Below are 26,503 nucleotides of genomic sequence, written 5' to 3' on the forward strand. Positions count from 1 at the left end.
AATTTATGGGATAAGGGTTACACGAAGTTGATCACTGAAGGTTTTATTGTTTTTTAGGGTCAAATCAACCTTAAAAGCAAGCGTGATGGTATCGCTTATCAAAGCCTCTGCTTTAGGAGCTAATTCAGTCTGATTGGTAAAATACAAATATGGTTCAGAAGATTTTGTAACACCTGCTTCAACATATTGTGCTATTGTTTGATACAAATCTTCAGTATAATAATGTTCTCCATCATCCATCAAAAAAAACCTGCTTACATCATCATTTTTTGCAATCCCGGCATACAATCCGTCACTAAGCACACTAACCTTTATATCAGTAATTTCACTTACCATTTGCGGATTAAGTCCATAATCCTGAGCATACTTATTGTCGGATTTCAGTTTCATCATTATAACAAATTTGTCAGCTGAAACCGTATCGCCACTATTTCTATAGTGATAATCATTCCTCAAAGACAGCTCAACCCCATCCACCTCATATTCCGGACCATAAGGTTCATTATCACCACCACTGCACGAGACACTTAATCCGTAAAGCAAAGTGATACCTACCAGTAAACTTCTCATTTTCATGTTTTAATAATTTGGTTTAGATTAATACCATGTCAATAACATACAACATAAAATATTATTGAAATATACTAAAAAAAACATATAAAATACGACATGGTCGATTAAACAATTTCTAAATTATTATACAAAACAAATCACAATACTTACGATTACCTTAGAGATTTTTTAACAATAGATTGTTAGACTTTAGATGAGACTGCACTATTGTTTTAAACAACCTTTTAAAATCAATTCTGTTAATAAATAAAATACCTATCCAAGTCCAAATTGCTTTTCTCTTTGTTGAGGAAACAATTGAAAAATATTAAGTGAAGCACGGAGCAAAATATTCCGTGCTTTTTGTATTTTAGGGGCGGAATTAAATAATTAAAATTAAAAAATATGAATTATGAATTGATTCACTCCTAATTCATAACTCCTAATTCATAATTACCATGAGCTTCAAGTCGATTATCAAGTCCCTTATTCCCTATTTATCAGCCATCATCATTTTCTTAATTATTGGATTTGCATTTTTCCAGCCTGTACTGGATGGAAAACAGCTAAGAAAAGGAGATACCATAAATGCTCTTGGCTACAAAAAGGAAATCTCTGATTTTAGAAAATCCACCGGGGAAGATCCTCTGTGGACTAACTCGATGTTTGGAGGAATGCCGGCCTATCAGATTACCGTTGAATACAAATCACAGTTCATGCAATTCTTTAAAGAAGCAATGGAATTGCACACTCCAAGTCCGGTACGATACCTAATGATCTATTTGATTGGATTCTATATTCTGCTTCTATCTCTGCGGGTAAATCCCTGGCTCTCCATCGGAGGTGCCATTGCCTATGCTTTTTCAACCTATTTCATTATAATTATTGGTGCCGGACATCTCTGGAAAGTAAATGCTTTGGCTTTTATTCCACCGGCCCTTGCGGGGATATTGCTCACCTTACGAGGCAAATACATCTTGGGCGGACTCCTCGCCTCCTTCTTTCTGATACTCGAACTGTATTCAAATCACATACAAATGACCTACTATTTTCTGATTACGGTTCTTTGTATTGTTGCCTTTGAATTTTACTATCGCTGGAAACAAAAAGAGCTAAAGCAGTTTTTTACTGCCATTGGTGTTTTAGCCATTGCATCCATTCTGGCTGTTGGCGTAAACAGTTCCAATCTTTTCAATTCATACCAATACGGCAAACAAACCATTCGTGGAAAATCGGAACTGACATTAGGCAATAAAGACAATAAAACCAATGGTTTGGATAAGGATTACGCCACTCAGTGGAGTTATGGTGTTCAGGAAACTTTAACCTTGCTGATTCCAAATGCAAAAGGTGGTGCCGGCTCTCCTCAGGAAGCAACTCAGCTGGTGAGCTACTTAAGTGGTGGACAAATTGAAAATGTAGCCAAATACTACGATATTGAACCAATAAAAGATCACCACTACTGGGGAAATCAGCCTTTTACAGCCGGCCCTGTATATGTTGGTGCAGTTATTCTGTTCTTATTCTTTTTAGGATTGATTATTGTTCCCGGACGTTTTAAATGGGGACTCTTAACTGCCACTATTTTAGCCATTATGCTGTCGTGGGGACATAATTTCCAATTCCTTACCGATCTGTTTTTAGATTACTTTCCTCTGTACAACAAATTTAGAGTGGTTTCGTCCATTCTGGTTGTTGTTGAGTTGTGCGTTCCAATTTTGGCAATTTTAGCCGTTAAAAAAGTATTAGATGAGCCTGAAATCCTGAAGAAAAAAGTAAAATTATTTTCTGTGAAGTCAAACGTATTGGTTTTGCCATTACTCCTAACTGCCGGAATTTCATTGCTTTTGTATTTGCTTCCAAATCTTTTTCTTGATTTTATTACTCAGGCTGAAACAAGTTATTTTGCCCAGATAAAGTCAGGAAACCCTAATGCGGTTACTTACATCAATCAAATTCAATCGGACATTTTTAATGCCAGGGTTTCTATGTTTAGAGCCGATGCACTGCGAACCATTCTTTTTGTTGCTTTAATTGCTGTTCTCCTTTTCGGATATGGTAAAAAATGGTTTCAGGCTAATATTTTAATTGCCGGTATAGTTGTTTTGATTCTGGTCGATTTATGGCCGGTTAACAAACGCTTTTTAAATGCAGACAGCTTTGTTCCTAAAAAAGAACTGAAAATTGCATTCAATCCCACTCAAGCCGATTTTGAGATTCTGCAATCTGAATTTTCGACCCGACCGGAACTGCACGCATTGGCTCAAAAAGCTCAGGAGGAATACAAAAAAGAGAACCGTAAAGCAAACAAACTGGAATTGGCTATTGTCCCTTTCACCGTTCTTAATCAGCACAGCAATTACAGGGTTTTAAACACCTCTGTTCAAACCTGGCAAAACGCAAGTACTTCCTACTACCACAAATCAATTGGAGGTTATCATGGAGCCAAATTACGACGTTACCAAGAGTTGATTGATCATCACATCACAAAAAACAACATGAAGGTGATCAACATGCTAAATACCAAATACATCATCACACCCGATAAAGAGAAAGGAAATCAGGCGCAATTAAATCCTGATGCCTTGGGAGAAGCATGGATTGTTCCCAACTACAAAATTGTTGCCAATGCCGATGAAGAAATCATGGCTTTAAATACCTTCGATCCTGCAAAAGAGGCTTTAGTTGACAAGCGCTTTGCTCCTCAACTGCATGGATTTACAAGTCAAGCAGATTCTTCCGCAAGTATTTCAATGGAAACCTATGCTCCCAACAAAATCACTTATCTGTTCCAGGCTAAAAGCGATCAATTGGTGGTTTTCTCAGATATTTATTACCAGCCGGGCTGGAATGCTTATGTTGATGGGAAACTTGCTCCGCACTTTAGAGCCAACTACATATTACGGGCTATGAAAGTTCCAGGAGGAAAACACCAAATTGTATTTAAATTTGAGCCAAAAGCAATGGCAGTTACCGAAAACATATCTGTTGCCAGCATGGTTTTATTCTTCCTGCTGCTAGCCGGAGGAATTGTATTTGGAATTAAAAATATCCGAAAAGAGACAATTTAAAATGAGCAGCAAGTATACACGAACCCAACAGTTTGTCAACTTCATGCAGAAAATTGTTTTTCTGCATATTGTCCTGTTTTTAATGCGTCGGTTTTATTTTCTATTGGAAAAATTCTTGAAAAAAAATAAGAATATTGCTTTATTTTTCCTTACGGAGGAATTTTATTATGACAATTCGAAATATCTTTTCGAATACATGCGAGAAAAAAAAGACTTTAGCAGCATTCTTTTTACAGCCAATAAAAATCTGTACAAAACAATAAATAATAAATTTCCTGAAGAAGTGGTTTACGCCTGGTCGTTAAAAGCTTTAAAACTATTTTTAAGAACCAAAAACGTTATTATTTCTTATGGCACCAGCGCTGCCGTATTTTTTCCCTACTACCTGCACGAAAAATGTAAAAACATCATCTATTTAGGACATGGAACCCCGGTAAAACAGATTGGCTATCAAACATCAGTATGGAATAAATTCGGAAAATCGTTTCAACTTCAGTCCTATTCCTACTTAACTGCTTGTTCAGATATTGAGTGCTTAATGCTGGCATCGGGTTTTAGAGTCAATTTAAATCGAATTTGGATTAGTGGAATGCCCAGATACGATTATTTACTAGGTGAAAACAATAAAAATCCTGATCTACTTCAGGAACATCCATATCTTAACAAAAAAGTTATTTTATACGCTCCTACCTGGAGAGATGGCGAACCAACTCGCTTTTTCCCTTTTGAAGATTACAGCACCGAGCAATTACAAAGCTTTTTAGATAAAAATGATGCTTATCTTCTTATTCGCGGGCATAAAGAATCGGTTAAACGAAAAAGCATAAAAAAAGATGCAGCTTTATTTTCGCTCGAAAGAGTAAAAAAAGCAGAACAGGATCTATTCCCGGATGTTACGCAGCTTTTGCCTTTTGTTGACATTTTAATTACTGATTATTCCTCAATTTTAGTTGATTTTTTGCTTTTGGACAAGCCAATGTGTTTTATCCCTTACGATTTGGAAGCCTACAGAAGCTATCAGGGTATTTTATTGGATTACGAGCGCAATACACCTGGTAAAAAATTTACTGATATGAAAGAGCTTACCAAGGGCTTGCAGGATTACATTGATGATTCAACAATTGATCAGGAATGGAGACATCGTGTTTGTAATACTTATCATCAATTTAAGGACCAAGAAAACTGTGAGCGAATTTATAAGAATATTGTAAGCCTTAATAAATGAAAATCATTATACGTAGAATAAGCATTGTTATTTATGCCATAATTGGTTGGTGTATCCTACTTCCATTAAGTTTTCTTATCCCGAAAAAGAAAAACTTAATCGCTTTTATTGGCGGTCGAAAACAAGGGCTTTTCCAAGGAAATATTAAGTTTCTGTATCAATACATGGAAAACAGAGATAAGAACTTATACTTTCTAACTTATAGTAAAGACGAATATCAGGAAATTAAAAAACAGTACAACAAAACAATCTACTACCCAAGTATTCAATCTATATTCATACTGTTACGCTGCAAAGTTGCGGTAGTAGATATTTATGAATGGATAAAAGATTTTCGTTATTTCTTACTATTTCGCGCACAAATCGTTCAACTTTGGCATGGAGTAGGTTTTAAAAGAATTCAACTCGACAGCCCTTCTTATATCGATGATCAGAAAAAGTTTTTCCCACGGTTAGAAGCAATACTATATGCATTATATCCTAAATACGACGTATTAATTTCCACATCAAAATTTTATACGGAACAACTCTTTAGCAGAGCCTTTAAATCCGACAAGATTGTTGAAACAGGATATCCAAGAAACGATGTGTTTTTTAGAGAAACAACAAGTGCTGACCTAATTCGGTGTGATAGTAAATCTTACAATAAAATACTCCTGTACAAAAAAGAAAATTACAAGCTTATTTTATACGCTCCAACTTACCGAGAAACTGGAGGTGATCCAATTGCAAGTGGTGCAATCAATCTTTCAGACTTAAATTTGTATGCAAAAAACAATCGGCTGCTATTCGTATTTAAATTTCATACCTATACCAATCTATCTGATCAACAAGAGGATTTGTCTAATATAATATGGTACGATAATGAATTGGATATTTATCCTGCCCTTAAATACATGGATTTACTGCTAACAGATTATTCGTCGATTTACATGGATTATCTTTTACTGAACAAACCAATATTGTATTACCCATACGATTACGAAAAATACATTACACAGGATCGGGCTATTCAATTTGATTATGAGTGGATAACCGCTGGTGAAATCTGTCATTCTCAAAAAGAACTTCTTATAATGATTACTAAGATTCTTCTGGAAGGTAAAGATGAGATGCAATTAAAAAGAGATGAGGTATGTGCTTTAGCTTTTACGTATAAAGATGGAAAAGCATCCGAACGAATATCTAATGAAATTCATAAAATCACCAACTGAGAAAAGCAATATTCTACCATTGATGTATAAATGCTTAAATAAATCGTAATTTCGCAGACATAACGAATAATAAAAGCATAACTAACGTTCGAATTAATTGGTAATTAGCCACAGTAAAGCATAAACAAACTAGCATTATTATAGCGTGGCTTTCATCCGAAAAATTAGGAATCAAATTAAAATAATGAAAAATATTGGTGTTATCTTAGCCGGAGGAAATGGATCTCGATTTGGTGGTGAATTACCAAAACAATTTATTAAAGTTGCCGGCAAAACAATCATTGAACACACACTTGATGTATTTCAGAAATGTGAAAGTATTGATGAAATTGCCATTGTTGTTAATTCAAATTTTCTAAACGAAATAGAAACCATTGTTAACAACAATCAATACAATAAAGTCAAAAAAATACTATTAGGAGGCAAAGAACGAAGTGATTCTAGTCTTGCCGCTATAAAAGCATACCAAGATGAAGAAAATGCTGATGAAATAAAGCTAATTTTTCATGATGCCGTTCGACCATTCATTAACAGAGCTATTATTAATGAAGTAATTCACAGTTTGCAAAAATACAATGCTATTGATGTAGCTATTAAAGCTACTGATACAATTATAGAAGTTTGTGATGAAGATCAGATTGTAAATGTTCCCAATAGAGATCAGTTGCGCCAAGGACAAACACCTCAAGCTTTTCGCTTGAAAACAATAAAGAGAGCCTATGAAAAAGCACTTTTAGATCCATTATTTAAAACAACTGACGATTGTGGTGTTGTATTAAAATATCTGCCAAAAGAGCCCATTTATGTAGTTGAAGGATCTGCAGAAAACATTAAAGTGACCTACGAGTTAGACATGTTTATTGCTGATAAATTATTTCAACTTAAGAATCAGGAATTTAAAATTTCAGAATTCGATATCGAAAATATTTCCAAAATAAAAAACAAGTGTATAGTTATATTTGGAGGTAGCTATGGCATTGGTAAAGACATATATAACATCTGCATAAAAGCTGGAGCCAAAGCCTTCTCTTTCAGCAGATCAGAAAATAATGTAAACGTTAAAAACAGTATTGATATTCGAAAAAGTCTTGAGGAGGTTCACCACAAGACAGGTAGAATTGATTACATCATAAACACTGCGGCTATATTAAATAAGGAAGCTTTAATAAATGTAGATCAGGAAACGATAGAAGAGATTATAGCTGTGAACTATTTAGGAATGGTAAATGTTGCCAAAGAAGGATTTAAATACCTTCGAGAAACCAATGGTCATTTACTACTATTTACTTCCAGTTCTTATACCCGAGGAAGAGCATCTTATAGTTTATATTCTTCGACAAAAGCTGCCGCTGTGAATTTCACACAAGCAATTGCGGAAGAATGGAAAAATTTTGACATTCGAGTTAATTGCATCAATCCGGAAAGAACAAAAACTCCCATGCGAATTAAAAACTTTGGCAACGAACCTTTGGGTAGTCTTCTAGAATCAGAGGATGTAGCAAAAATATCAATACAAACACTTTTATCTGATTTAACGGGTCAGGTAGTTTACATTAAAAAATAAAAACTGCTGCGAAATGAAATTCGGACTATTAGTATATTGGGATAAAGTCAGAAATATAGGAGATTATATACAAAGCTTGGCTGTTCGCCCATTTTTACCACAAGTAGATAGTTTTGTTAATAGAGAAAGCCTGTCTGCATTTTCTGGCGATGAGCATAAACTTATTTTAAATGGTTGGTACATTCACAATCCTTTAAACTGGCCACCAAGTAGTCGTATTAATCCTCTTATTATTTCATTTCATATCTCGCCAAAAAACAAAGACCTACTACTTAACAATAAGTCTGTAGAATATTATAAATTACATGAACCTATAGGTTGCAGAGATCTCGACACACTTAAATTATTGCAAGCCAAAGGAATTGATGCTTATTTTTCGGGTTGTATGACCCTTACACTGGATAAAAATCTGTACGTAGATGAAAATTATCAGGACAAAATCATTTTTAGTGATGTTTTGTATAATATGGCTAGATACAATCCTAATACAAGCGTAAAAACAATTATTCGTAGATTATTTCGGACTCCTAAAGTTATCTTTCAGGCTTGGAAAAAAAAGAGATTGATAAGCAAGCTGTTCCCTGATAAAATTCGAAAAGAAGCAAAATACGTTATTCAGGAACGAAGCTTAAAAAAATATACTCATGAAGAACGATTTGAAGTTGCTACAGACTTTTTAAAACAATTGGCTAATGCTAAATTAGTTGTTACTTCTCGTTTACATACTGCACTTCCTTGTTTAGCTTTTGGAACTCCTGTTATTTTTGTTGATGGACAGCTAGATAGTAAATTCGATTCAAGCAGATTAAGCAGCTACACCGAATCTATGTTGAATACTATAGGTATTGAAGAAATTCAAAAAAAATCGGCCTCCGAACTTCACGAAATCGTTAATCGATATGCTCAGGGCAATCCTGAAAAACATTTGAAATACAGAAATGATCTAATAAATAGTGTGCAAAAATTTATTCTTCAAGAATAACTGAGGTTAATTCAAAACAATCTGCTTTCGCAACAATTTATTAAAGCTTAACAGAAAACAAGGCATAAAAAACGACCTTTAAAAGGTCGTTTTTTTTATTTAAAAAATAATTAAATTTATTCCAGTGTTAATTTATAGATTTTACGATACGAATACCGTGACCTCTATAAGTAATCAGATTATCTGGATTATTATCATGACGATTTGCAACCCTACAAGACAAATCATTGCTTAAATAACCTGCCCCGCGGCCCACACGATTATCGCCTGAGATTGCACCTATTGGATTCGTCTGACTATCAACATCATAAACATCATACCAGTCAGCACACCATTCCCACACATTGCCACTCATGTCATAGATGCCTAGCTCATTAGCAAGCTTTTTCCCTACTGGATGAGCATATTCTTCTGAATTATATTGATTCCAAGCTACATCATCATAAATATTACTGCCACTATATTTATATCCATCGCTCAAATTCCCACCTCTGGCTGCGAATTCCCATTCTGCTTCATAAGGTAGACGTCCTCCTGCCCATTTACAATAAGCATTAGCTCCGTACCAAGTTATTCCAATAGCAGGACACTCAATTGTAGGAACATTTATTGAGCCCTTAAAATCAAACTTGCCATCAACAATTGAAAGAGGACAAAAACTTTCGTCCATATTTATATATGTTACATTTCCATATTCACTATCCACGTAGCTACCGTCACTATTACATTTAATATCATTCAAAAAACCAATAAATTGAGCTTGTGTAACTTCGTATTTACTAACTTGAAAACTGCTTACTGTTACAGTATGAATTGGTAATTCATCAGATTGTCCAATTCCGTTTTCATCACCCATTTGAAATGTACCACCTTCTACCGTGATATATTCGTGAGCTGGAATTGGTTCTTCTGAATCGTTCACCAAAATGATTTTTAATGGTTCATTATTGTCATTAATCTTATAATATTGCAAAGAATCGTGTGAAAAAGAATAAATATAGGTTTTATAACCTGGCTTAGCAATAGTCATGTTGTAAGTTGAAACATCATCTCTTATGCTAATAACATTAGTTATCGCACCAATATTACCATCATACAACACATTGCCTTCATTTTCTATAAGTATAGTTGCAGTGCTTAACTCCCAATTTTGAATTGTAGAATTATAAATAAATGCACTTAAAGAAAAATCAAAGTGTGGAACTACATCAAAACTTATAGTTGAATAACCAAAATCAGAAGGGATACTATTTCCTACACTTACAACCTCAGGTACCAGCTTTAAAACTTCATCTTTTTTTACTTCAAAATTAATAGAAAGTGGAGTTTTAACTAAATATGCTTTTTCAGAACCTGCAAGCGGAGCCACATAAACAACATTATTAGAATCATCCATTACTAAAAATTCAGTTAAAGCATATTCACCTACATTCAAACTAATCGGACTGGCAATATAGTAACCATTCATATTTAATAAACTTATGCTCTCTTTGTCATAAACAACAGTCCCATCTTTTTTTGTCATGCTTATTACAACAGACTTAATTACAACTTCAGATGTTTTTAAAGAAGATAACCCTATAGATTTAACGTTAGTGTCTGATAGATCAATAGAAATCTCTACCGTCCCAGTTTCATTACTATTATCAGAATCAGTTACAGAACATGAAAATATCGGAAAAATAATCATGACTATAAAAAACCATTTTATTAGCGTAAAAGTTTTCATATTATTTTTTTAAGGTGATTTTTTTGTAAAAATATTAAAAACATAATGAAATACTAATTAATTCAAACAAATTAGAATGATTACACATAATAATATGCGATATTTTAAATAATGTTTAAATGGTTGCTTTGATGAATTCAAATCACTTTGCGAAGTGGTTTATCTGGAAAGAACTCCACCTCTCTCGACTACCCAAATAATCGAGATTATTAAAGTGTAGTTTCATTCTTCAATAGATCGTTGGATTTTAGTGGTGAAATAATAGGCTGATTTACAGTAGCTTATTTTCGAATCTTTACACAGAAAGATCCATTAAGAATATAACCCTAACAATCAGATATTTACAAAAACTTAAGGCTCTTGTTTTGAATAAGGCTGAATTTTGTATCAAGGCTCTGTCAGAGTTGAATTTGAAGAAAACAACTCAATACTCAGCTACAGCCACTTAACGAGCTATTGATTCTTAAAAACACTGGAGCAGGATTTACTCAGTACATTTAATGAAAATGACGATTTTGTTGAAGCTATAACCCAAATTATCGGAAAATCATATTTAAATACAGATGATAACAGTTCTCAAAGAATTTTTAATTTCATTCAGGAACATTATCTTCATATCAATCAATCAATAAAGCAAAACTATGAAGAGAGTAATCACCTTTGGAACATTTGACCTTTTTCACATCGGACATTTACGGATTTTAGAACGTGCCAAAGCACAAGGTGATTATCTTATTGTTGGTATTTCAACCGATGCTTTAAACTATTCCAAAAAGCAGAAAAATCCAATCTACTCAGAAAAAGACCGAAAGCGAATTATTGAATCGCTTAAAGTGGTTGATGAAGTATTTTACGAAGAATCATTGGAACTAAAAGGGGATTACATCAAACAATTTAATGCTGATGTTTTAGTGATGGGAAACGACTGGGAAGGCCGTTTTGATGAATTCAAATCACTTTGCGAGGTGGTTTATCTGGAAAGAACGCCATCTATCTCAACTACCGAAATAATTGAGATCATTAAAGAGTAGTTTCATTAACTACTGATATCAAAAATAGAGAACGCTTACCTCCAGCCCAATTTTTCACGAACAAATTCGTTAAAATCATTCGAAATTTTTAGAAAAAATGTGAGCAGTAAATAAATACCTCCTACCAGAGTACTTCTTACAAGAATATCAAATACAAACCAATCCATTTTTGGCAGTAAATAACCTAAATAAAAAGACGTAACAGTAATCCCTAAAACAAATAGATATTTCCTGTTAATTGGTTGAAATCCGTAGGTTTTCCAAAGAAATATGTATTTCATCAGATTAAAGATAAGGCTGGCAGTAAGTGAGGCTGCCGCTGCACCAACAATTCCCCAAACTGGTATCATAATTAAATTAGTAACAACTACCAAAGCACCAAAAATAAGCATAAACAGTGTTTGTATCCGATATTTAGGCGAAGCTTGAATTACCACACCACTAATACCCGACAGCATCTGTATAACATGCGAAATCCCAATGAAAAACATTACATATTTTCCTGCAATGTATTTATCCGGAACTATCTCAAATACATTTTCAACGTTCACCCAGACTCCAATAAACAGCAAACAACCTGTCATAAATTGATGCAAACCGCTTTGCGAATAAACTTTCCCGATGGTTGCAAGATCATCGCGTTTCCAAGCCTCAGCAATTACGGTACTTGCTATCTTCTTTAATGTGCGTGAAGGCATTGAAATTAGCATTCCAAAATTTGCCATTGTTGCATAAATACCATTTGCACCTAAACCGATAAAACTTACGATCATTATTCTGTCGATATTAGCCGTTAACTTATCGCTTAAACCATTCAGAATTCCAAATAAGGAAACATTAACCATAGATTTTCGAAGTTTGGGTGTTACGAACTTCAGATTAGATGCAAAAGAAATCTGACCTCGCTTTAGAAGAAGCAGAAATAGTAAAACAGTTGGTAAACAAAAAGCCACTACATATAAAAATACGAACTGCGAAAACTCCAATATATCTTTCCAGAAAAGGAGAATGATACAAAAGTTGATAAGTTTAAATACAATATCCCGATAAATTGTTCCCGAAACGGCATCGTACATCACTCTATTGTATCCTTCGAATAAATTAAAAAAGAGTGTGAAAAATACCAGAGGAATCAAATAAATCAGGTAATTTAAGTAAAGTGGTGATTCGTTTGAATATAAACTGACAGCAACAGGATGCAAAAGAAAATAAGCAATCAAAGAAAGAATGAAGCCAATCATCCCAACCCAAAACAGAATGAACAAATATCCATTATGATTTCGATTTTCATTTCGAAAATAAGGGAACAATCTGGCTGTAACATTATTGAACCCGAAAGAAGAAAACTGCGTTGCAATTGTTGCAATTGCTACCAACCAATTCAACAAACCTATTTGGTCTGCTCCCAAAATCCTCGGAAACAAAATCCCAGTATTTATAAACCCTAAAATGGCTCCAAAATAGGAAACCACAGTTCCTTTAATGGTTTGTTGACGAATGATTCCCACCTTGCTTTTTTGTGTTAGGTTCTGATTTAATCACAAATTTAACAAAATTGATTTCTTGTGAAAGCATTTCAAATTCATATAAGTATGATATATTTTGATTGAAAAATTGTATTTTCGCATGTCATCCGGTCAAATCCGGATGAACATCTGATTAAATATATCGGGTAGAATTCTTTAATTTCATTTCAAATGGCATACAAAGAAAAAGGTACAAAACGAAGACTTCGCTCCTCTTACATCACTTCTGTAATTAGTATTTCACTGGTTTTATTCATGTTAGGATTAATGGGCTTACTAATTTTAAATGCCAATCAGATTTCCAATTACGTAAAAGAAAATATTGGAGTCACAGTGGTTTTAAAAGACAATATCAAAGAAGTTGAAATTCGTCGCTTACAAAAAATATTGGATGCCAGTGATTATGTGAAAGCTACAAAATATGTGGATAAAGAAACTGCTGCCAAAGAATTCGAGAAAGAGTTAGGCGAAGATTTTATCTCATTTTTAGGCTACAACCCACTTCGTGCCTCGATAGATGTAAAATTATATGCAGGATATGCAAATACAGATAGTATTGCGGTAATTGAAAAGCATTTATTAAAGCAATCGCAGGTTCAGGAAGTTGATTATCAAAAATCATTGGTGCATTTGGTAAACGAAAATGTGAAAAGAATCAGCTTAATCATATTAGCGTTTAGTGCTCTGCTTTTCACAATATCATTTACTCTAATCAACAACACCATACGCTTATCTATTTACTCTCAGCGCTTTATAATTAACACGATGCAATTGGTTGGTGCTACAAGAGGGTTTATACGCCGGCCATTTATGGCTAAAACCTTACTGCATGGCGTAATAGGAGCACTAATCGCCAACGCAATGCTTTCGGGTGTCATTTACTTGTCACAAAAAGAATTAAGTCAGGTAATCAATTTTAGTCATGTTGAAATGATTGGTGTCTTGTTCTTACTGATCTTATTAATCGGACTTTTCATTACCTGGATATCAACCTTATTTGCTGTAAACAAATACTTAAGGCTTGAGTCACGTTCGTTGTATTAAGAACCGTTAACGTGTTAAAAAATCATAACACGAGACACTTCAGGAACTTTAGGCACATTTACCTCTAGGCACTTTAATTAGTTTATTGTAAATTTGGCATCTAATTGTCAAAACCGACAAAATTTGAGAACATGAACAAACAAGATAAAAAACTGGATTTTGCTCTTTCAAAAGAAAACTACAAACTTATCGTTATTGGGTTTGTTATTATTATAGTAGGATTCTTACTCATGATGGGCGGAGGATCGGATGATCCAAACGTATTCGATGAAAGTATCTTTAGTTTTCGAAGAATTACTTTAGCTCCAATGGTAGTGTTATTTGGTTTCGCTTTCGAAATCTACGCCATCATGAAAAAGCCAAAAGAACAATAAATATCCCCTTTTATGTATTTTTTCGGTTAGTTAACTGAAAATTTTTCTTTTTAATAATATGAACTGGATTGAAGCCTTACTTTTAGGCTTACTGCAAGGATTAACTGAATTTTTGCCGGTAAGCAGCAGTGGTCATTTAGAAATTGGCAAAGCCTTGCTAGGCATTCATGCCGAAAATAATTTAGTATTTACAGTGGTTGTGCACGGTGCAACAGTTTTAAGTACCATAATTGTATTTCGAAAAGATATTTTGGAACTTTTAAAAGGTCTTTTTAGTTTTCAGTGGAATGAATCGACACAGTATATTGCTAAAATTGCTGTCTCTATGATTCCAATCGGAATTGTAGGCGTGTTTTTTAAAGATCAGGTGGAAGAAATTTTCAATACTGATAAAATCCTGCTGATAGTAGGCTTTATGCTTTTAGTAACGGCTGCGTTTCTTGCATTTACATACTATGCAAAACAAAAAGAAAAAGATATTTCATTCAAAGATGCCTTTATTATAGGTATTGCTCAAACAGTTGCTGTACTTCCCGGAATTTCGAGGTCGGGAGCAACCATTGCAACCGGACTGCTTTTAAAAAATAAAAAAGCTGAAGTAGCCAAATTCTCGTTTTTAATGGTTTTAGTTCCTATTATCGGTGAAAACATATTAAGTGTTTTTAAAGGAACATATACTTCACAAGGATCAGTAGAATTAATGCCGTTGCTAGTCGGTTTTATTGCCGCTTTCCTTTCCGGATTACTGGCTTGCAGCTGGATGATTAAATTGGTGAAAAGAGGGAAATTAATCTATTTTGCAATTTATTGCCTGATTATCGGACTAATTGCTATTTTTGCAGCCTAATTACAAAATAAGGCATTCCCGTTAAATCCGATTCTAAATGATTCAATTTGAAACCGATAATGATTTTCAAGAAGGCGCTTTACTTCTTTTTAATAAGCCTTACGAATGGACTTCGTTTGATTTAGTAAACAAGATAAAGCATAAAATCAAGCACAAGTTTCATTACAAAAAAGTAAAAGTCGGACATGCAGGAACACTTGATCCTTTAGCCACAGGATTGTTGATTGTTTGCGTTGGGAAATACACAAAAAAAATAGACAGCTATCAATCGCAGGTTAAAGAATACATTGCCACACTAAAATTAGGAGAAACCACTCCTTCTTTTGATTTGGAGACGGAAATTGATCAGATTTACCCTACCGAACACATCACTAAAGATCTGATTGATGACAGCTTAAAAAGTTTTATTGGCGAAATACAACAAAGACCACCTGACTATTCAGCAGTAAAAGTAAACGGGAAAAGAGCTTACGAATATGCCCGAAAAGGACAGGAAATTGAGATAAAAAAGAAAACGCTGGCAATTGATGAAATAGAAGTTCTTGAATTTGAAAAGGACATCTTAAAAATAAGAGTTGTTTGCAGTAAAGGAACTTACATAAGAGCTCTTGCCCGCGATATTGGCCAAAAACTCAATAGCGGTGCACATTTAACCGCTCTTGAAAGAACTAGAATCGGCGATTTTCATATCAACGATGCCCTTGAAATTGAAGATTTTATAAAATTCTTAGAAAATTTATAACTATCTTGCGGTCTTTTCGTAAAAGGGAAAGCTTTGCTATCGCCTATCAACAAAAATCCAATATAAAAGTCATTCAGCATTATGAAGTTATCGAAGTTTAAGTACAAATTACCAACCGAACTTATTGCTTTACATCCAGCCTACAATAGAGATGAATCTCGCTTATTGGTGCTTCACAAAGATACAGGTAAAATCGAGCATAAAATCTTCAAAGATCTTATTGATTATTTTGATAATGAAGACGTTATGGTTTTCAACAACACAAAAGTTTTTCCTGCTCGTTTGTATGGCAACAAAGAAAAAACAGGCGCTGAAATCGAAGTGTTTTTGCTAAGAGAATTAAATCGCGAGCAGAGATTATGGGATGTTTTAGTTGATCCTGCCCGTAAAATCAGAATCGGTAACAAATTGTATTTTGGCGATGATGATTTATTGGTTGCTGAGGTAATCGACAATACAACTTCAAGGGGAAGAACTCTTCGTTTCCTATACGATGGCCCTTACGAAGATTTTAAAAAGGCACTTTACGGATTAGGAGAAACTCCTCTTCCTAAATTTATAGACCGTGCAGTAGAACCTGAAGATGCAGAACGTTACCAAACGATTTTTGCAAAACATGAAGGAGCTGTTGCCGCACCTACTGCAGGTATGCACTTTAGCCGTGAGCTAATGAAGCGTCTGGAAATTAAAGGAGTTGATTTTGCAGAGGTTACTTTGCATGTTGGTTTGGGTAACTTCAGAACTGTAGATGTTGAAGATTTAACCAAACACAAAATGGATTCGGAACAAATCGAAATTAACGATTTGGCCGTAAAAAAGGTAAACAGTGGTAAGAAAAAGAAGAAAAACATCTGTGCTGTTGGTACAACTGTTGTTCGTACTTTAGAAACCTCAGTATCAACCCAGGGAACATTAAAACCATTCGAAGGGTGGACCAATAAATTTATTTTTCCTCCTTACGATTTCAGTGTTCCTAACAGCATGGTTACCAATTTCCATTTGCCGCTTTCAACTTTACTGATGATGGTTTGTGCATTTGGAGGATACGATAAAGTAATGGCTGCTTATCAGGAAGCAATCAAAGAAAAATATCGTTTTGGAACTTATGGTGACGCAATGTTGATTATCTAAGATCAAAATATATATCCAAAAGTAAAGCTGTTGAATTCAATTTCAACAGCTTTTTTTATCTCTAAACGACACATTAAAACGCGTCTTAAAACTTTTTCCCTTGGTTCCTGATCCTTATTCCTCTGAGTTCACCATCCAGCTCGAAAATACATCCAGATAATTCCAGTAAGAAAGGATTAGTTCTTCAGGCACATCCAGCTCGGGCAAAAGCTTTTGGTAGCACTGCATCCAAACCTGACGTGCTTCTCTTGTTATTTTAAAATTTGCATGCCTTTTAACCAACATGGGGGCTCCCCTGTTCTGATTAAAATACTCCGGTCCGCCTAAAACCTGAATAAAAAAATCGGATGAACGAAGTTTTGCCGCTTCAAACTCATCTTTATCCTGAGGAAACAAAGGACTAAACTTACTTTCTCTCAACATTTCATAATGATCGTCGACTAATTTTCGAATCCCGTCTTCACCCAGATATTTAAAAAAATCTTTATTTGGTCTGGTTACCTCGGGCCGTTCTCCAAAGGGATAATCTTTAATTTTCAATTCCATTGCAAGTCATTATTTAAGCAAATACTATATAAAATTATAAATATTCATTGGTTTTATTGCCTTCCATAATGGAAAAAAGACAAACCCATCTTATTTATTTTTTCCTTCGCGCACAATTCTGTAATTTTAATTATCAATAGAAAGATCCTTTACCTCTCTAAATTTACCTTATCAAGATGAAAATCAAATTTCACTTTAAACAACTATTTGCTAAGCATCTGCAAATAACAATTCAGCTCTCATGAAAAAAATAATTAACTTTTTTATTGCATTGGTTTTTCTAAGTACACCGGCCTTCTCTCAAGATTGCACCGTCTACATACCAAGCAATATTGGCACTGAGCTCCATTATGAGATGAAAAATGCCAAAGGAAAAACTGAAGGCGTGTACACTCAAAAAATGATATCAGTAAAGGAACGCGGCGGAGAAACAACATTCGAATTGCTGCAAACCTATATGGATCCTAAAGATTCAAACAAAATAATTACACAAGACACAATTAGTTTCCGATGTAAAGACAATGTTTTTTACATCGATATGGAAAAATACCTGAATCAGAAACAGATGGAAGGCTTTAAAGATATGGAGGTTAAAATTACTACGGATGATCTGATTTATCCTCCTAAACTTTATCCTGGCTTGGAATTAAACGATGGCTCGATATCGCTTGAAATTGGAGCAGGAATGATGAATATGAACATGACCACCAATATTGTGAATCGAAAAGTTGAGGTTCTTGAAGACGTAACAACTCCTGCCGGTACATTTACATGCTACAAAGTATCGGAAGATGTGAAAAGTAAAATGGGCATTGTAAATGTGCAACTGCACAACATTACCTGGATAGTAAAAGACATTGGAACCATCCGAAGTGAATCGTACAACAAAAAAGGAAAACTGAACAGCACTACGGAATTGATAAAAATTGTTCAATAAACTGGTAGAAATTAAAAGGAGAAATCCCCAAACAACTTGGCACTTTCTCCTTTCACCTTTATGCTTTTAGCTTATTTAATTCATAATGTTTCTTGGTTTTCCTTGTAACCACAAACGGATGTTTTCCATCACAATATCAATCCGCTTGCCGAACGATTCGTTGGTGGCGAATGCCAAATGAGGCAACATGATTAAGTTAGGAGCTGTAAACAGAATGTGTTCTTTATCCAAAGGCGGCTCTTTTTCGTAAACATCCACAGCAGCTCCTGCAATTTCACCATTTTCCAATGCTTCACAAAGAGCATCACTGTTAACAACCGGTCCGCGGGCTGTATTAATTAAAATGGCTGAAGGCTTCATTTGCTTGAATTCTTCTTTGCCAATAAATCCTTTGGTTTCATTTGTCAGCGGAACATGAAGTGAAACAACATCCGATTCTTTTAATAAAGTAGGCATATCAACAAATTCAACGCCTTCTACGGTCTTTTCACTTCGGTTGTATGCAATTAGTCTGCAGTTAAAAACTTTTGCAATCTCGGCCACCCTAAGGCCAATTGCGCCGGCTCCAACAATACCAATAGTCTTGCCGTTCAGTTCCGTTCCTAAAAAGCCGGCCCGGTCTCCACCAAAGCGGGTAATCGAATCGCCGGAAACAATCTTTCTGTACACCGATAAAATCATTCCAATGACTAATTCAGCAACCGATTCGGTTGAAAAACCTGCTGCATTGCTCACCAGAATATTTCTCTCCCGGCATATTTCCATATCTATATGATCGACACCGGTAAAAGCAACCGAAATCATTGAAAGATTAGGACAGGCATCCAAAAAAGCTTTTGTGATTGGGATATTACTGACAACAACAGCATCGGCACCTTCGGCACGCTTTATTAACTCCTGCTCATTCTCATTCCGATCGGTAAAAAAGATCAATTCGTGTCCAAGCGCTGCAAACTCCTGTTTTAACTGTTCATATTTACAAGCCGTAATTCCAATTGGTTCCAGTATAGAAAATTTCATCCGTTTATAATTTGTTTTTAAGTTGCTTCAAACCGAATATGATTTGAGTTAAGCAAAGTAAAAAAAACATACATCACTATCAATGCAATAGCATCTATTCTACAACATCAATACAAAAGTCTGTTTTGACGGGTAATAAGTTCGATTAAACGATTTTAATTTACAATCTCAGGTATTTTTTTCAACTTGTATTCACAATGGATCGCTAGATTTTAGATGTGAGATATTAGATTGATTTACAATATGCTTAATTTTTACACCTCTGCGTTGAGATATCTGCCAGCTAAATCACTCTGATTATCAGCCATAAAAAAAAATAACGAACACCTTATTCACAACAACTGATTTTCTCTTTCATCATGATCAATCAATCAGAACTTTATAACAAGATCCAAGACCAATTCATTATCACCTGGGAGAATTGTCCGGAGTATTTTCCTGGCACAGGAAAACGATTTTCCTATTTAGAAAAAAGGATATGGGAATTAAAATTCGATCGCTTTATGAAGTTTGTACAAAGCGAAGCTAATTTTCAACAGCCCAACAAATTGGAAATACTGCGAAAAACACAACTATTTTTCAAAGAAGCTTTATCGTACTCCCCCGATCAACTTGAACTCATATTTTCCGATGAAATGCTCCATGCCACGAAAGATTTCATTCAAAAAGCATGGCTTTTCGATCCGGATTTGGGGAATACTGAAATTTTTCAGGCATTACGAAATGTGTGGATCATGCTTGGCCTGCAATCATTTTTCGGAAAAGAAATCAAAATTACACCTTCGCTTTTGGCCTACAGCCTTTTGTATCCATATACCGACAATCTGATTGATGATGCAAGCATTAATAAGGAAGAAAAAATCAATTTTTGCCAACGATTTGCTTTGCGGTTGGAAGGAGAATCTGTAAAATCGGAATCCGGCACTGAACAGCAAATTTACGATTTAGTAGAAATGATCGAATCTGAGTTCGATCGGGAAAATTACCCTGAAGTATACCATAGTCTGCTTGCCATTCACAATGCCCAAATCCAAAGTCTTGCATTAGTGAGCCATAAACCTATGCTTTCTGAAGAAGAAACCTTCAAAATTTGTATCAACAAAGGTGCCAGCTCGGTAATTGCTGATGGTTATTTGGTGCTGGGCAATTTAGACGCAAAACAATTGCATTTTTTATATGAATACGGCGCTTTTCTTCAGATTTTAGACGATTTACAGGATGCCCGACAAGATTATCTGGATGGAGTTATGACTTGTTTTTCAAGAAAGTTACCTTACGGAAATTTGGACAAACTACTTTGTAAAACTTATTTTCTAGGCAAAACATTTCAGCAAAGCGTAACCAATTTATATCCTGACGAAATATCTTTTCAAGGTTTGATTAAAAAGAGTTTTGCTTTGTTGTTTTTAGTCTCAATTTTCGAAAATCAGGAAGATTTCAGTGATGATTTTATTCTGAAAATAGAAAAATATGCTCCTTTCCGTTTTTCCTTTCTTCGCAAACAAAAAACAGATTTGGAACCTTTTCGGGATTTAATGCTGCAAAAAATTGATGAATATCGACTAAGCGAGAGCAACGCTTAATCAAAAAAGACTTTCCATTTCGTAAAGCCCGTTTAGTCTTTAGCAGTTCCTAATTATGATATCTCTTCGTCTGGATTCTCCGATTTAACCTCTTCCAGAATAACATCCTCTGCCGTAAGTAAGGGAGAAGCTTCCAAATCTTCTATTTCGAGCATATTCACCAATACATCCAGCGACTTGCCGATCTGTTCCAGTTCTTCATCGGATATTTTCTTTAATTTCACGGCTAACCTTTGCTGCAGCAAATCGGGAGCTTCCTGTAAAAGATTATCACCCTTAGAGGTTAATGCAATCAAAGTCGTTCTTCGATCTCCAATTTTAGGCAATCGCGCCAGCATTCCCTTCTTTTCCAAACGACTTATTATACCTGTAATGGTGCTGGAATTAAGATTCAACTGATCTCTGATTGATTTCTGAGTCGCCTGATAGTTAGGAGAATTTTTAAGACATTCCAAGCATAGTATCTGCGGAATACTTACTCCGTGATCCTTTTGGATTTTCTTTGATTCTAAATTAATAGATCGAATAATCCTCCTGATTTTAACAATAATATTCTTATAGTCCATTCATTGTAAATCTAATCGACAAAACTCATTTTCAGGGCAAAAATAACTAATTTGTCTTTAATGCAAGCTTATTGAAGCGGGTATCTCCAATAATAATCAACGAACTGTAAACTCTTCAGATAATTGCTTAATCCATAGGGGAAGCTTATAGCACACAGGCTTTTTTGTTCGCAACGGTCTTCACTCTTTTTTCAATATATCTTGAGTTTAGAATCCTCAGTATTCCCATATAATCCATGTCAAACTCAATCAAATCACCCACTTTGTATTTATTTTTGTTATCATCCAGATCAATTACAATCATATCGGAACTTGCGCCTGAAATTTTTAAGCTTTTATCAACCAATTCGAGATGACTCACCTCAACATCAAGCAATCCTAAATCAACTATTGCCCTGTACGAAGTTTCTCCAATATTCGTTTTATCAATTTCATAACTGTCCCCTTCTAAATTTGTCCCAAATTCACCCATGGGAACAGTCGGTTTTTCAATCAATTCTATTATTTCTGAGTACAGGCGAAATACATCAGAATGCATTTTTTTGAATTTTGTATTGTTGTACACATCAGTTCCCAAAAATAAGGTTTCTCCAACCCTAAAATGATTGATTCCTTTTGGCAGTAAATTTTGAAAAATAAGTGGTATCGTAACCGACGAACCTCCTGAAACATAAGGAATTTGTTTGTTGAATTTTGCTTCAATCAATTGTTCGTATAAGCTCAGCTGAATTAACTTATCGTGATTTGGTAAAACACCGTACAAACAAGACAGATTTGCACCAATTCCGATCACCTGAATGTTATCCAGCCTAAAAACACTTTCATAAAAGGCAATAAAATCTTCGCCCAAAACGCCTTCGCGAAGTTCTCCCAACTCAATCATTATGATGATTTTGTGAGTTTTTTTCTGCTTTTTAGCTTCTTCTGACAAAAGCTTAATAGTCTCAAACTCTGTATTTACACTAATATCGGCATACTTCACCACACTCGAAATTGAGCGTTTTGCCGGAGGCTTAATGTAAATGGTTTCAATGTTGGGATTGATCGACTTGATCACTTTTAAGTTGGAAACCCGGGAATCACATATCTGAGTAAAATCGAATTTTAATAATTCGGTTAAAAATTCCTTATTTCCACACAACATTTTCGACACAATTGACCATTCAATTCCATTTTTTCTAAAAAGAGAATCGAGATAATCAAAGTTTGATTTTAATTTCTTAATATCTAAAGTTACAAAAGCCATAATTTCTAAGTTTTATTTGATTACCCTACGGGTTATACTTTCTGATAAATGTGCCAATATTTCATAGTTAAGTTCATCACTAATTTCACTAAAAGCGCTTACCTTTATTTCTGATTTGCCCTGCTTGCCAATCAATACCACTTTATCTCCTACTTCTACCTTTTTAAGATGAGTCACATCTACGATCATCATGTTCATGTTTACAACCCCAATTACACTGCATTGATGTCCACGAATTAGAACACGCCCTTTATTACTCAATGAACGACTGTAACCAAAAGAATATCCAACAGGAACCAAGGCTGTTGTAATTTTGGATTGAGCAAGATATGAAATCCCATAGCCCACAAATTCTCCGCTTTTAACTTCCTTAAGAGCCATTATCTGACTTTGCCAGCCAAGTATCCTATTTAATGGATCCACCCTATACTCCTGGTTATTAATATACTGCACAAACACTTCGGTACTCGACCAAAAACCATAAAGCATAATCCCCACTCTTACCAAATCCATTCTTGTTTCAGGATAAACAATACTTGCGGCCGAATTGGCGACATGTTTGTACTTTGGTGTCAAATTATTCGCTTCCAATTCACTTGCCATTTCCTGATATCTCTGCAACTGATTCTGTATCCTAAAATGATTAGAGACACTTTCGGCTCCAGCCAAATGGGTACAGAATCCTGTTAGCTCGATATACTCAATGTTTTCTTTCACAATAGCAATGGCAGCATTTAATTCTTCCCTGTTTAATCCTGAACGATTCATTCCGGTTTCAGTTTCGAGATGAATTTTGGCTTTTACACCCAACTCTTTGGCATACTTAACTGCCAATTGTAAACGCTCCATATTAAAAACAAAGAATTCTATTCCTTTTTCGATTGCATCTTTAATATCCTTTTCGCTCAACCAACCCATAACCATTATAGAGGCTGTTTTGGAAAGGCAATTGTAAACGCGAAGGGCTTCACTGTAATAAAATACAGAAAAATGATCGATGCCATATTTATTAAATACTGGAACAATTTGTTCGATCCCATGACCGTAGGCATTGGCTTTCACTACAGCTGATATTTTTACTTTATCACCAAGTTTCGATCGTAAAAATGAAATATTATTTTGGATTGATTTTTCACTTAGTGATATTATTGTATCGTCAATCATTACTGTAAAGTACTTTTATAAATAGAATAGAATAGATTTACTCCCGTCTCAATGATATCATCAGGAAAATTAAAATCGGGATTATGAAGTTGAGGCTGCTCAGTTCCAGCACCCAACCCAAAATAACAGGCATTGAACTTTTCGGTATAGTAACCAAAGTCTTCGGACCATTTATAGGGCGTTTTAATATGCTCCACATTCAAACCATTCTGTCTTGCCGCTTGTTCTACGATATCAACACAGCAATTATTATTCATTGTTGCAGGAAACACTTCGGTATAGCTAATTTCACAAGCTAGTTTTTCCGAGCTCGCAATTTCCTTCACTATTTTCTCACACAAAGAAGTTAGCAATCTTAAATCTTCATTTTCGAAAGCACGCAATGTAATTCTCATTTCGGCATACCCCGGAGAAGTTCCGAAAGATATCTCGCCCAATTGAATGTGGATGATAGTTAGTAGAATAAAATCGCTAAACAGCTTTTTATCTGCCTTTAGAACATGAAGTTTCTTAATTATTTGTGAGATGGCATCGGCAGGGCTAATGCCATCCTGAGGTTCGGCCGCATGAGATGTTTTTCCGGTAAGCTGAACAGTCATGCCTTTTGATCCGGAAGCAAAACTTCCCTTTTTAAGAACTATTTTATGTTTCTTAAGTCCAGGAATATTGTGCAGCGCAAACAGATAATCGGGCTCATTGTTTTTGAAATTCACATTTTCCAATACATCACATGCCCCCTGCTCCACTTCTTCGGCTGGCTGAAAAAGTAAAACTACTCTGCCTTTTTTCGGTCGATCATTCGATATTTTCTGAGCCAAACCGGCAACTATGGCCATGTGCCCATCGTGTCCACAAACATGAGATACTCCCTCATTTACTGAAGTATATTCATGTTCTAAAATTTCCTGAATAGGAAGTGCATCCAATTCGCATCTAAACATCACGGTTTTTCCCTGTTCTGCTCCTTGGAAAACAAATAATACACCTTTATCTCCAAGTCTGATTACCTCATCGGGCTTGTACTCATTTACAAAGTTTACAATCCTGTCTGTGGTCTGATATTCACGATTTGAAACTTCGGGATATTTATGTAATTCTCTTCGAAGTGCAATTATTTTCTCGTTCATATACTCAGATATTATAGAATGCTGTTCAATTAAAAATATCAATTGCATGAATAGGCATGCCTCTACTTTTTCAGTCGCATTTCAACATACTTGCTGCTAAATCCTACTTTTTCGTATAAAAATCGGGCTGGATTCTCTGGCTCAACATGCAAAGCAATATCACCATTACTAATTTTAATCACCTCTTTCATTAAGCCTTTACCTAAACCTTTTCCTCTTTGAGATTCATGTACAGCTATGTATACTAAAATATTCTCAGGAATATAACCTTCCATTCCGGTTCGGTTAATCACAACAGCACCAACTATTTCATCATTTTCCTTAGCAACTAAAACAAAACCGCCACCTGCCGGTTCATCCTTAACTGCATAAATAATTGCCTTTTCGATATCTTCCTTAGCATCTCCGTATTCATCTAAATGAGTATACAAAAAGCTCACAATAGCTTCTCTTTCTATACTATCAGGTTTTGAAATTGAAGTGTACGTTTTATAATTTACCATAAAAACTGTGTTTATATTAATTGTTAGGATTGAATCCGTTTACAACAATTTAAGTATGCTGTCTTCAAACCATAAAGCTTAAAACATTTTTAAGTCTTAAATTGTTTCTACACCACAAAAGTAGTTTAATAAATACAAAAAGCCAATAAAAGCACCCACTATCGTCATCCACACAGCAATAAAACACTCGTTGATTGATTTTTAGAAGATCCTTACAAAAAGGTGTTTTCTTCATTTTTGTAAATTAGTTGGATGTTATACATATTTGTTGTGTAGAACCTATTTAGATATTTTAAACAATTCTGCTAACCTGAAATTTAATGAGAATTTACCTTTAAAGCCCATTAAATACTTCCACAACCAAATATCAAATGAGCAAAAAACAACCTGTATGAAAATCAATAATTTCAGTAAAAAAGATATTTGATTGGAATAAATAATTCCAGTGGTTAGCTTTGTATGAAATTGATCCAATGGATCAAGAATTCAGAGAAAAAAGCAGTAAAGATATGTCAGAAAATTACAAGTTTTTCCAGAATAAAAAATGCGAGTATTTCCCTTGTCACAAAGTAGAAAACGAAGAAGAATTTAATTGTTTGTTTTGCTATTGCCCATTATACATGCTAAAAGATAAGTGTGGAGGTAATTTTAAATATACAAACGGGTTTAAAAATTGCTCTGATTGTACCCTACCACATACCAAAAACTCACATGAATATATGATGAGCAAAATGAGCGTCGTTTCTAAAATAGGAAGTGAACGGGAGTAACTGCATTCT

General features: G+C 34.7%; 24 protein-coding genes. 14 read left to right on the forward strand and 10 right to left on the reverse strand.

All coding sequences use genetic code 11. The features are described 5' to 3' along the window. Positions 1-3 precede the first annotated feature (3 nt). The gene (locus BZG01_RS10230; protein ID WP_143470877.1) at positions 4-570 is read right to left on the reverse strand and encodes a hypothetical protein; all 567 of its coding nucleotides are present in this window, start codon (positions 568-570) and stop codon (positions 4-6) included. Between the two features lie 440 nt (positions 571-1,010). Here BZG01_RS10230 and BZG01_RS10235 point away from each other — a divergent pair, with 440 nt between their 5' ends. From BZG01_RS10235 to BZG01_RS10255, 5 genes are all read left to right on the forward strand, one after another. After that, a complete protein-coding gene (locus tag BZG01_RS10235; RefSeq protein ID WP_101309740.1) occupies positions 1,011-3,623 on the forward strand; it encodes a YfhO family protein in 2,613 nt (870 codons plus the stop codon). A gap of 82 nt (positions 3,624-3,705) precedes the next feature. Beyond that, positions 3,706-4,848 (forward strand): CDP-glycerol glycerophosphotransferase family protein, encoded by a 1,143-nt coding sequence (locus BZG01_RS10240; RefSeq protein WP_231610325.1) that lies wholly within the window; start codon positions 3,706-3,708, stop codon positions 4,846-4,848. Then, the gene (locus BZG01_RS10245; RefSeq protein WP_101309742.1) at positions 4,845-6,062 is read left to right on the forward strand and encodes a CDP-glycerol glycerophosphotransferase family protein; all 1,218 of its coding nucleotides are present in this window, start codon (positions 4,845-4,847) and stop codon (positions 6,060-6,062) included. The genes BZG01_RS10240 and BZG01_RS10245 overlap by 4 nt, the downstream gene beginning before the upstream one ends. Before the next feature lie 184 nt (positions 6,063-6,246). Beyond that, complete coding sequence (locus BZG01_RS10250; RefSeq protein WP_101309743.1) at positions 6,247-7,626, forward strand: bifunctional cytidylyltransferase/SDR family oxidoreductase; 1,380 nt, start codon at positions 6,247-6,249, stop codon at positions 7,624-7,626. Positions 7,627-7,639: 13 nt separating this feature from the next. Further along, on the forward strand, positions 7,640-8,608 hold the full coding sequence (locus BZG01_RS10255; RefSeq protein ID WP_101309744.1) for a polysaccharide pyruvyl transferase family protein: 969 nt from the start codon (positions 7,640-7,642) through the stop codon (positions 8,606-8,608). A gap of 127 nt (positions 8,609-8,735) precedes the next feature. Here BZG01_RS10255 and BZG01_RS10260 read toward each other — a convergent pair whose 3' ends face one another. Next, positions 8,736-10,337, reverse strand: a complete 1,602-nt coding sequence (locus BZG01_RS10260) for a formylglycine-generating enzyme family protein (RefSeq protein ID WP_218973074.1) — start codon at positions 10,335-10,337, stop codon at positions 8,736-8,738. A 641-nt stretch (positions 10,338-10,978) separates the two neighbouring features. Between BZG01_RS10260 and BZG01_RS10275 the strand changes: the two genes are divergently transcribed. Continuing rightward, on the forward strand, positions 10,979-11,368 hold the full coding sequence (locus BZG01_RS10275) for an FAD synthase family protein (protein ID WP_101309747.1): 390 nt from the start codon (positions 10,979-10,981) through the stop codon (positions 11,366-11,368). Positions 11,369-11,403: 35 nt separating this feature from the next. Here the strand turns inward: BZG01_RS10275 and BZG01_RS10280 are convergent, their stop codons facing one another. After that, on the reverse strand, positions 11,404-12,876 hold the full coding sequence (locus BZG01_RS10280) for an oligosaccharide flippase family protein (RefSeq protein WP_101309748.1): 1,473 nt from the start codon (positions 12,874-12,876) through the stop codon (positions 11,404-11,406). 189 nt (positions 12,877-13,065) lie between these two features. On the opposite strand from BZG01_RS10280, the gene BZG01_RS10285 reads away from it, so the two are divergent. From BZG01_RS10285 to queA, 5 genes are all read left to right on the forward strand, one after another. Beyond that, positions 13,066-13,938, forward strand: a complete 873-nt coding sequence (locus tag BZG01_RS10285; RefSeq protein ID WP_101309749.1) for a cell division protein FtsX — start codon at positions 13,066-13,068, stop codon at positions 13,936-13,938. Between the two features lie 131 nt (positions 13,939-14,069). Then, positions 14,070-14,312, forward strand: a complete 243-nt coding sequence (locus BZG01_RS10290) for a DUF3098 domain-containing protein (RefSeq protein ID WP_101309750.1) — start codon at positions 14,070-14,072, stop codon at positions 14,310-14,312. A 58-nt stretch (positions 14,313-14,370) separates the two neighbouring features. Then, a complete protein-coding gene (locus BZG01_RS10295) occupies positions 14,371-15,159 on the forward strand; it encodes an undecaprenyl-diphosphate phosphatase (protein WP_101309751.1) in 789 nt (262 codons plus the stop codon). 37 nt (positions 15,160-15,196) lie between these two features. Then, complete coding sequence (gene truB / locus BZG01_RS10300) at positions 15,197-15,901, forward strand: tRNA pseudouridine(55) synthase TruB (protein ID WP_101309752.1); 705 nt, start codon at positions 15,197-15,199, stop codon at positions 15,899-15,901. Between the two features lie 81 nt (positions 15,902-15,982). Continuing rightward, the gene (gene queA, locus BZG01_RS10305; protein ID WP_101309753.1) at positions 15,983-17,032 is read left to right on the forward strand and encodes a tRNA preQ1(34) S-adenosylmethionine ribosyltransferase-isomerase QueA; all 1,050 of its coding nucleotides are present in this window, start codon (positions 15,983-15,985) and stop codon (positions 17,030-17,032) included. A 114-nt stretch (positions 17,033-17,146) separates the two neighbouring features. Here queA and BZG01_RS10310 read toward each other — a convergent pair whose 3' ends face one another. Then, the gene (locus tag BZG01_RS10310) at positions 17,147-17,578 is read right to left on the reverse strand and encodes a globin domain-containing protein (RefSeq protein WP_101309754.1); all 432 of its coding nucleotides are present in this window, start codon (positions 17,576-17,578) and stop codon (positions 17,147-17,149) included. 241 nt (positions 17,579-17,819) lie between these two features. On the opposite strand from BZG01_RS10310, the gene BZG01_RS10315 reads away from it, so the two are divergent. Then, a complete protein-coding gene (locus tag BZG01_RS10315; protein WP_101309755.1) occupies positions 17,820-18,515 on the forward strand; it encodes a TapB family protein in 696 nt (231 codons plus the stop codon). A gap of 75 nt (positions 18,516-18,590) precedes the next feature. Here BZG01_RS10315 and BZG01_RS10320 read toward each other — a convergent pair whose 3' ends face one another. Continuing rightward, complete coding sequence (locus BZG01_RS10320; RefSeq protein WP_101309756.1) at positions 18,591-19,535, reverse strand: NAD(P)-dependent oxidoreductase; 945 nt, start codon at positions 19,533-19,535, stop codon at positions 18,591-18,593. A 503-nt stretch (positions 19,536-20,038) separates the two neighbouring features. On the opposite strand from BZG01_RS10320, the gene BZG01_RS10325 reads away from it, so the two are divergent. After that, positions 20,039-21,118, forward strand: a complete 1,080-nt coding sequence (locus BZG01_RS10325; protein ID WP_143470879.1) for a class 1 isoprenoid biosynthesis enzyme — start codon at positions 20,039-20,041, stop codon at positions 21,116-21,118. A 53-nt stretch (positions 21,119-21,171) separates the two neighbouring features. Here the strand turns inward: BZG01_RS10325 and BZG01_RS10330 are convergent, their stop codons facing one another. From BZG01_RS10330 to BZG01_RS10350, 5 genes are all read right to left on the reverse strand, one after another. Continuing rightward, positions 21,172-21,684: a MarR family winged helix-turn-helix transcriptional regulator gene (locus BZG01_RS10330; RefSeq protein WP_101309758.1), complete on the reverse strand. Its 513-nt coding sequence runs from the start codon at positions 21,682-21,684 to the stop codon at positions 21,172-21,174. Positions 21,685-21,829: 145 nt separating this feature from the next. Then, positions 21,830-22,930 (reverse strand): alanine racemase, encoded by a 1,101-nt coding sequence (locus BZG01_RS10335; protein ID WP_101309759.1) that lies wholly within the window; start codon positions 22,928-22,930, stop codon positions 21,830-21,832. Positions 22,931-22,942: 12 nt separating this feature from the next. Continuing rightward, positions 22,943-24,094, reverse strand: a complete 1,152-nt coding sequence (gene alr, locus BZG01_RS10340; RefSeq protein ID WP_101309760.1) for an alanine racemase — start codon at positions 24,092-24,094, stop codon at positions 22,943-22,945. Then, positions 24,094-25,221, reverse strand: coding sequence for an amidohydrolase (locus tag BZG01_RS10345; RefSeq protein ID WP_180327280.1), 1,128 nt, complete (start codon positions 25,219-25,221; stop codon positions 24,094-24,096). The genes alr and BZG01_RS10345 overlap by 1 nt, the downstream gene beginning before the upstream one ends. 62 nt (positions 25,222-25,283) lie before the next feature. Further along, positions 25,284-25,724: a GNAT family N-acetyltransferase gene (locus BZG01_RS10350; RefSeq protein ID WP_101309762.1), complete on the reverse strand. Its 441-nt coding sequence runs from the start codon at positions 25,722-25,724 to the stop codon at positions 25,284-25,286. Between the two features lie 509 nt (positions 25,725-26,233). Between BZG01_RS10350 and BZG01_RS22050 the strand changes: the two genes are divergently transcribed. Then, positions 26,234-26,494: a cysteine-rich small domain-containing protein gene (locus BZG01_RS22050; protein ID WP_101309804.1), complete on the forward strand. Its 261-nt coding sequence runs from the start codon at positions 26,234-26,236 to the stop codon at positions 26,492-26,494. Positions 26,495-26,503: the final 9 nt, after the last annotated feature.

This window comes from Labilibaculum manganireducens (assembly GCF_002843385.1).
GTDB classification, from domain to species: domain Bacteria; phylum Bacteroidota; class Bacteroidia; order Bacteroidales; family Marinifilaceae; genus Labilibaculum; species Labilibaculum manganireducens.

What these genes read in the sequence shown, in the direction of transcription:
- BZG01_RS10320 (WP_101309756.1), bottom strand. Translation starts at nt 19,535, where the DNA reads ATGAAATTTTCTATACTGGAACCAATTGGAATTACGGCTTGTAAATAT.
- BZG01_RS10275 (WP_101309747.1), top strand. Translation starts at nt 10,979, where the DNA reads ATGAAGAGAGTAATCACCTTTGGAACATTTGACCTTTTTCACATCGGA.
- alr (WP_101309760.1), bottom strand. Translation starts at nt 24,094, where the DNA reads ATGATTGACGATACAATAATATCACTAAGTGAAAAATCAATCCAAAAT.
- BZG01_RS10260 (WP_218973074.1), bottom strand. Translation starts at nt 10,337, where the DNA reads ATGAAAACTTTTACGCTAATAAAATGGTTTTTTATAGTCATGATTATT.
- BZG01_RS10330 (WP_101309758.1), bottom strand. Translation starts at nt 21,684, where the DNA reads ATGGACTATAAGAATATTATTGTTAAAATCAGGAGGATTATTCGATCT.
- BZG01_RS10240 (WP_231610325.1), top strand. Translation starts at nt 3,706, where the DNA reads ATGCGTCGGTTTTATTTTCTATTGGAAAAATTCTTGAAAAAAAATAAG.
- truB (WP_101309752.1), top strand. Translation starts at nt 15,197, where the DNA reads ATGATTCAATTTGAAACCGATAATGATTTTCAAGAAGGCGCTTTACTT.
- BZG01_RS10310 (WP_101309754.1), bottom strand. Translation starts at nt 17,578, where the DNA reads ATGGAATTGAAAATTAAAGATTATCCCTTTGGAGAACGGCCCGAGGTA.
- BZG01_RS10315 (WP_101309755.1), top strand. Translation starts at nt 17,820, where the DNA reads ATGAAAAAAATAATTAACTTTTTTATTGCATTGGTTTTTCTAAGTACA.
- BZG01_RS10325 (WP_143470879.1), top strand. Translation starts at nt 20,039, where the DNA reads ATGAAGTTTGTACAAAGCGAAGCTAATTTTCAACAGCCCAACAAATTG.
- BZG01_RS10345 (WP_180327280.1), bottom strand. Translation starts at nt 25,221, where the DNA reads ATGAACGAGAAAATAATTGCACTTCGAAGAGAATTACATAAATATCCC.
- BZG01_RS10255 (WP_101309744.1), top strand. Translation starts at nt 7,640, where the DNA reads ATGAAATTCGGACTATTAGTATATTGGGATAAAGTCAGAAATATAGGA.
- BZG01_RS10290 (WP_101309750.1), top strand. Translation starts at nt 14,070, where the DNA reads ATGAACAAACAAGATAAAAAACTGGATTTTGCTCTTTCAAAAGAAAAC.
- BZG01_RS10295 (WP_101309751.1), top strand. Translation starts at nt 14,371, where the DNA reads ATGAACTGGATTGAAGCCTTACTTTTAGGCTTACTGCAAGGATTAACT.
- BZG01_RS10235 (WP_101309740.1), top strand. Translation starts at nt 1,011, where the DNA reads ATGAGCTTCAAGTCGATTATCAAGTCCCTTATTCCCTATTTATCAGCC.
- BZG01_RS10285 (WP_101309749.1), top strand. Translation starts at nt 13,066, where the DNA reads ATGGCATACAAAGAAAAAGGTACAAAACGAAGACTTCGCTCCTCTTAC.
- BZG01_RS10245 (WP_101309742.1), top strand. Translation starts at nt 4,845, where the DNA reads ATGAAAATCATTATACGTAGAATAAGCATTGTTATTTATGCCATAATT.
- BZG01_RS10335 (WP_101309759.1), bottom strand. Translation starts at nt 22,930, where the DNA reads ATGGCTTTTGTAACTTTAGATATTAAGAAATTAAAATCAAACTTTGAT.
- BZG01_RS10230 (WP_143470877.1), bottom strand. Translation starts at nt 570, where the DNA reads ATGAGAAGTTTACTGGTAGGTATCACTTTGCTTTACGGATTAAGTGTC.
- BZG01_RS22050 (WP_101309804.1), top strand. Translation starts at nt 26,234, where the DNA reads ATGTCAGAAAATTACAAGTTTTTCCAGAATAAAAAATGCGAGTATTTC.
- BZG01_RS10250 (WP_101309743.1), top strand. Translation starts at nt 6,247, where the DNA reads ATGAAAAATATTGGTGTTATCTTAGCCGGAGGAAATGGATCTCGATTT.
- BZG01_RS10350 (WP_101309762.1), bottom strand. Translation starts at nt 25,724, where the DNA reads ATGGTAAATTATAAAACGTACACTTCAATTTCAAAACCTGATAGTATA.
- queA (WP_101309753.1), top strand. Translation starts at nt 15,983, where the DNA reads ATGAAGTTATCGAAGTTTAAGTACAAATTACCAACCGAACTTATTGCT.